The organism is uncultured Anaerobiospirillum sp. (genome assembly GCF_902485895.1).
GTDB classification, from domain to species: domain Bacteria; phylum Pseudomonadota; class Gammaproteobacteria; order Enterobacterales; family Succinivibrionaceae; genus Anaerobiospirillum; species Anaerobiospirillum succiniciproducens.
In genome coordinates this window covers 1-5,824 of record NZ_CABTML010000033.1, presented here as the reverse complement: position 1 = coordinate 5,824, position 5,824 = coordinate 1, and the positions used below count along the sequence as shown (strand labels likewise).

General features: G+C 45.5%; 2 protein-coding genes. Both read left to right on the top strand.

Annotated elements, in window-relative coordinates; genetic code table 11:
* Positions 1–794 precede the first annotated feature (794 nt).
* Positions 795–1,970: an efflux RND transporter periplasmic adaptor subunit gene (locus RDO37_RS03120; RefSeq protein ID WP_308498068.1), complete on the top strand. Its 1,176-nt coding sequence runs from the start codon at positions 795–797 to the stop codon at positions 1,968–1,970.
* Positions 1,971–2,064: 94 nt separating this feature from the next.
* The gene (locus tag RDO37_RS03115; RefSeq protein ID WP_027940169.1) at positions 2,065–5,349 is read left to right on the top strand and encodes an efflux RND transporter permease subunit; all 3,285 of its coding nucleotides are present in this window, start codon (positions 2,065–2,067) and stop codon (positions 5,347–5,349) included.
* Positions 5,350–5,824: the final 475 nt, after the last annotated feature.

Here is a 5,824-nt window from a genome sequence, read left to right as displayed (position 1 = left end):
TAAGATTAATATCATTAGAAAAGTATTCAAAAATGCTTCTGTAAAGAAGCTATTTGATAGCGGCTGCGTGTTTCAGCCGATATGGGTAACTTGTTAACCATATGAGATTTGGCGCAACGACGCCATGAAGCTCACGCCATAATCGTAAGATTTGGCTGGAGCAATTCACGCCGACTCTTACAACTTGTACTACATCTTAAAACTGCACTTTTATGATGCTTAAAAGCGCACTTTATGGGCTTTATAAGTGCTTAGGTGTTCAGTTTTTATGACAGTACGTATATAGAGTTAAAGATGCACTCAGCGCTATAGGCGTATGGCACTAGTACTTTTTTATAAAAGGTATGCCATATATTTCTATATTTGAGCTGACAAAAGCGTGCTGAAATGACTTTATCAAAATTAAAGCTTAGATCTAAGATCTAGCACCCTTATATGGGCTACTAACCTTTAGATAATTGAGACTAAAACATAAGCATCTATAAGGTTACGGGGATCAACTCTCGCTCTTATCTCCCTGTAGTACCAAGATTTCATCAAGACTTAGGCTTATGCCTAGTCTTGGTTTAAAACTAAGCCATCTTGACTATTTCTTGGGTCAATATGGTTTAAAGTCGCTTATGCGGCTATTAAAAGCTAGCAGTGTGGCACTCTTCATATATATGTAGCTGAAGCTCTGCTCACTTGTGCCTAGGCATTTTGCTTAGGAGTTTTGTTATTTTCCAAGACTTTTATTTACTAAGAGCCTTGAAATCTAGCAAATTAAGCAATTTATTAAATAAGGATTATCAGGTATGTTCCTGTCCAATTTAAAAGAGAAGTATCTCGTTCCGAGTGCTCTTGCTGTAGCAGTGTTTATGCTCACAGCCTGTGGTGACGGTGCGCAACAATCTGGTCCTCAGGGTGTTCCTGCGGATATCGTAGTAGCTAAGACCATGGAAGTGCCAATTGTGTCCACTCTCACTGGCCGTGTTAGCTCTACCCGCCGTGCCGAGGTTCGTCCTCAGGTATCAGGCATTATTCAAAAGCGCTTGTTCACCGAAGGTTCAACTGTAAACCAAGGCGATCAGCTCTATCAGATCGACCCTGCTTTATATGAAGCACAGGCCAATGTGGCTGCAGCTAACTTAAAGAGTGCTAAGGCTAGCCTTTATACCGTTAAGTTAAAGGCTGATCGCTATCGTTCTTTATTAGAGAAGAAAGCTGTAAGTAAGCAAGACTACGATGATGCTCAGGCAGCATACCTCCAGGCTGACGCTGCAGTTAAGGCTGCAGAAGCTGCTGTAGAAACAGCCAATATCAACCTGGCTTATACCAAGGTTTATGCTCCTATTTCAGGACGTATCTCCAAATCCAATGTCACCGAAGGTGCACTGGTTAATGCTCAGCAGACCAATCCTTTAACCATCATTCAGCAGCTTGATCCTATGTATGTTGACTTAGGTCAAACCGTTGAAGACCACATGGCGTTGCGTGCTGCGCTGAGCACTGGTCGTTTTAAGACCACTGATGGCAAAGCTCCTGTAGATATTTATTTCTCTAATGGTCAAAAGTACGAGCACCAAGGTCAGCTTGAGTTCTCCGATGTGTCTGTTGATGAGACTACTGGCATGGTAAGCCTGAGAGCTATTGTTCCTAACCCAGATCACATGTTACTGCCTGGCATGTTCCTGCGTGGTGACTTACATGAAGGTACCCTGCCAGAGGCTGTTGTAGTTAAGCAGGATACTGTTATTCGTGAGTCTGGCGGCCTTAGCTATGTCTTCACCATTGATGACAAGGGCATCGCTCAACGTACCATCATTAAGATCGGTACTGAGTATGAAGGCTACTTTGTTGTTACCTCTGGCCTGAAGGCAGGTGATCGTATTGTTGGCTCTAATCTGCAGAAGATTCGCTCCGGCACTCCAATCATCGATGCAGCTGCTATGGAAGCTGCACAGAAGGGCGCTCAAAAGCCAGCCAAATAACCTGCTGCAATCAGTAGCGCTAAACCTTCTAAGATGGCAATCATGAGTTCATGTATGCCCTTGTAACTTAAGCGCTGCGAAGGAATATAGCTTTATGGCACGTTTCTTTATCGATCGCCCTATCTTTGCATGGGTTATTGCGATCGTAATTATGCTGGCAGGTATCGTATCTGTATTTACCTTGCCAGTATCCCAATACCCGACTATTGCACCTCCTGCAGTATCCATCCGCGCCTCTTATCCAGGTGCTGATGCTTCTACCGTGGAGCGCTCAGTAACACAGATTATTGAGCAGAATATGACGGGTCTTGACGGTTATATGTACATGTCAGCTAACTCTGACTCGTACGGTAACTCTTCTATTACCATTACTTTCGAGCCTGGTACCGATCCTGATATTGCTCAGGTGCAGGTACAAAACAAGCTCCAGCAGACCCAGTCACAGTTACCAGCAGTAGTGCAGACTAATGGTGTTAACGTGTCTAAGTCTACCGATGCCTTCTTAATGGTGGTCGGTCTTAGCACTAAAGATACTCTGCATAACCGTACTGACCTGTCTGACTACATCTTCGCCAACATTCGTGAGCCATTAGCTCGTGTTGCTGGCGTAGGTGATCTACAGGTATTCGGCTCTGAGTTTGCCATGCGTATCTGGTTAGACCCAGAAAAGCTTACTAACTTAGCTATTACTGTTCCTGAGATTACTGCAGCTATTAAGGCTCAAAATGCCCAGGTAACCTATGGTTCTTTAGGTGGTACTCCTGCTGTTCCAGGCCAGCAATACTCTTACTCTATTACTGGTCAGAAGCGTCTTGAGAACGTTGAGCAGTTTGAAAACATTCTGCTACGCGTTAACACTGACGGCACCATGGTGCGTTTAAAGGATGTGGCTAGAATTGAGCTTGGCTCTGAGTCCTATCAGATCGGCGCTACCTACAATGGCAAAGATTCTACTGGTATTGCAATTCGTCTGGCCTCAGGCGCTAACGCTCTGGATACTGCTAAGAACGTTAAAGCACTGATGGACGAGCTCTCAGCATATTTCCCTGAGTGGATTGAGCTTGATTATCCATACGACACCACTGAGTTTATTAAGGTATCCATTGAGGAAGTATTCCAGACCTTAATCGAAGCTGTCGTGCTCGTTGTGCTGATTATGTATCTGTTCTTACAGAACTTCCGCGCAACCTTGATTCCTTCTATTACTGTGCCTGTGGTGCTTTTAGGTACCTTCGCCATCATGGCGGTGCTCGGCTTCTCCATTAACACTCTGACCATGTTCGGTATTGTGCTGGCCATCGGTCTGCTCGTTGACGACGCCATTGTGGTAGTAGAGAACGTAGAACGTATTATGGATGAAGAGGAGTTACCTCCTCGTCAGGCAACCATTAAGTCCATGGATCAGATTACTGGCGCTCTTATCGGTATTGCACTGGTACTGTCAGCTGTATTCATTCCTATGGCTTTCTTCGGTGGTTCTACTGGTGTTATTTATCGTCAGTTCTCTATTACCATCGTATCTTCCATGGTGCTTTCAGTATTAGTAGCCCTGATTTTGACTCCAGCACTGTGTGCCACCATGCTCTTATCTAAAGAACAGCGTGAGGCTGCTCCTAAAAATAAGGCTATGGCTTTTGCTAAAGACAAGGGTGATATCCTGATGAAGCCTGTAACCAAGTTCTTTACTTGGTTTAATAAGGCTTTTGATTTAGCATCTCACTCTTATCAAAAGCACGTAAGCAAGGTAGTAAATCAGTTAAAGCGTCAGATCGTAGCTTACTTTGCTATCTGTGCAGCTTTAGTATTCTGCTTCATGCGCATTCCTTCAGCCTTCTTACCAAACGAAGACCAAGGTGTGCTCATGGCCATGGTAAGTCTGCCTGCAGGATCCACTGTTGAAAAGACCAATAGCGCACTTGACAAGATCTCCAATTACTTCACCACTGCAGAAGGTGAAAACATTGAGTCCATCATGTCCATTAGTGGCTTCTCATTCTCAGGTGCTGGCCAGAATGCTGGTATGGCATTCTTACGCTTAAAGGACTGGTCTGTGCGCACCCGCGCTGATCAGCATGCTGATGCTATCGTAAACCGTTCTTACATGCCTTTAATGGGCATTCGTGAGGGTCTGGCTTTTGCCTTCAACCTCCCTGCTATTCCTGAGCTCGGTGTTGCCTCTGGTTTCGAGCTCTATCTGCAAGATAATGGCGGTGCCGGTCATGAAGCCCTCACCAAGATGCGCCAAGAGTATATCTATGCCGCACAGCAGTCACCTCTGTTAATGCAGGTTCGTGCTAACGGACAAGAAGATACTCCTCAGTTCAAGCTGAATATCGATTATGAGAAGGCCTTAGCTTTAGGTCTGACCATTTCTGATATTAATAGCACCTTATCTGTAGCATGGGGTTCTGCTTATGTCGATAACTTCATGGAACACGCTCGTGTTAAGAAGGTGTTCGTTCAGGCCGAAGCAGATGCCCGTATGAATGAGCTCGACCTTAATAAGTGGTATGTACGTAACAACAAGGGCCAAATGGTTCCTTGCTCAGCGTTCATTCGCACTCAGTGGGACTTTGGTTCCCCACGTCTTGAGCGTTTTAACGGTGTAGGTGCCATGAACATTCAAGGTGCCCCAGCTCCTGGTGTTTCAACTGGTGAGGCTATGAATGAAATGGAGCGTATCGCTCGTGAAGTACTGCCATCTGGCTATGGTATTTCATGGACTGGCGTTTCATTCCAAGAGCGTCTGTCTGGCTCACAGGCTCCACTCTTATACGCAGTATCATTACTCATCGTATTCCTGTCTTTAGCAGCTTTATATGAGTCTTGGTCCATTCCTTTTGCTGTTATGCTTGTGGTTCCACTTGGTATTATCGGTGCGGTATTAGCTGCTCTGATTACCCAGTACCTGCCAGTACAAACAGTCTTAAGAAATGACGTGTACTTCCAAGTAGGTCTTTTAACTACTGTAGGTCTGTCAGCTAAGAACGCGATCTTGATTGTAGAGTTCGCAAAGGAGCTCTATGACAAGGGCCACCGCCTGACAGACTCAGTTATTGAGGCGGCACGTATCCGTCTGCGCCCTATCTTAATGACCTCTGCTGCATTCGTGCTCGGTGTGCTGCCATTAGCTATCTCCTCAGGTGCTGGTGCGGCAGGTCGAAATGAGATTGGTATCTGCGTTATCGGCGGTATGCTCTCAGCTACCATCTTGGCTATTTTCTTCGTGCCTGTATTCTTCGTACTAGTAATGCGTTACTTCACTAAGTACATTCCTGCAGATCAAAAGAAGAAGATGGCTGAAATCGAAGAGGCTCGCATCCGTGAAAGACAGCAGCGTGCTATCGAAAACGGGCGCAAGCTCCCTCCACAAGAGTAATCACTCTCACGACTCTCCTAACAAGAGTCGCAATCACCCTGATTAAGCATTGCTTAGTCAGGGACACATACCCAAAATCCTTACAGGCCTACATGGCCACATAAAGCGCAGCGCAAGCTGCGCTTTTTCTTTGCCCGCCATCCACATCCTCACCACCGGCCTATAAGCGTCCTAGCTCTCATATCAGAGCTCAATGCGAATCTCTCCTAGATAGACTCAAGCCTTTCATCGCCACAATCTAGCCTAGATAGACTCGAGCCTTGCAGCGGTGCAACCTATCCTACCTAAACCTCAACCAAGCCTAAGCGTGACATGTGAGCCTAGCTTGGCCAAGTCAGAACCAGGTTGTGACAAGTCGCAACTTGAGGAGATGAATTTGATATAATTTTCTAGAAGTAGGAAATTAGGAGTCCCCATGTCCCAGTCAAAGAGTTATGTAGCCAAAGAAAATAAGATTGAGCTTGATGCTTTAGAG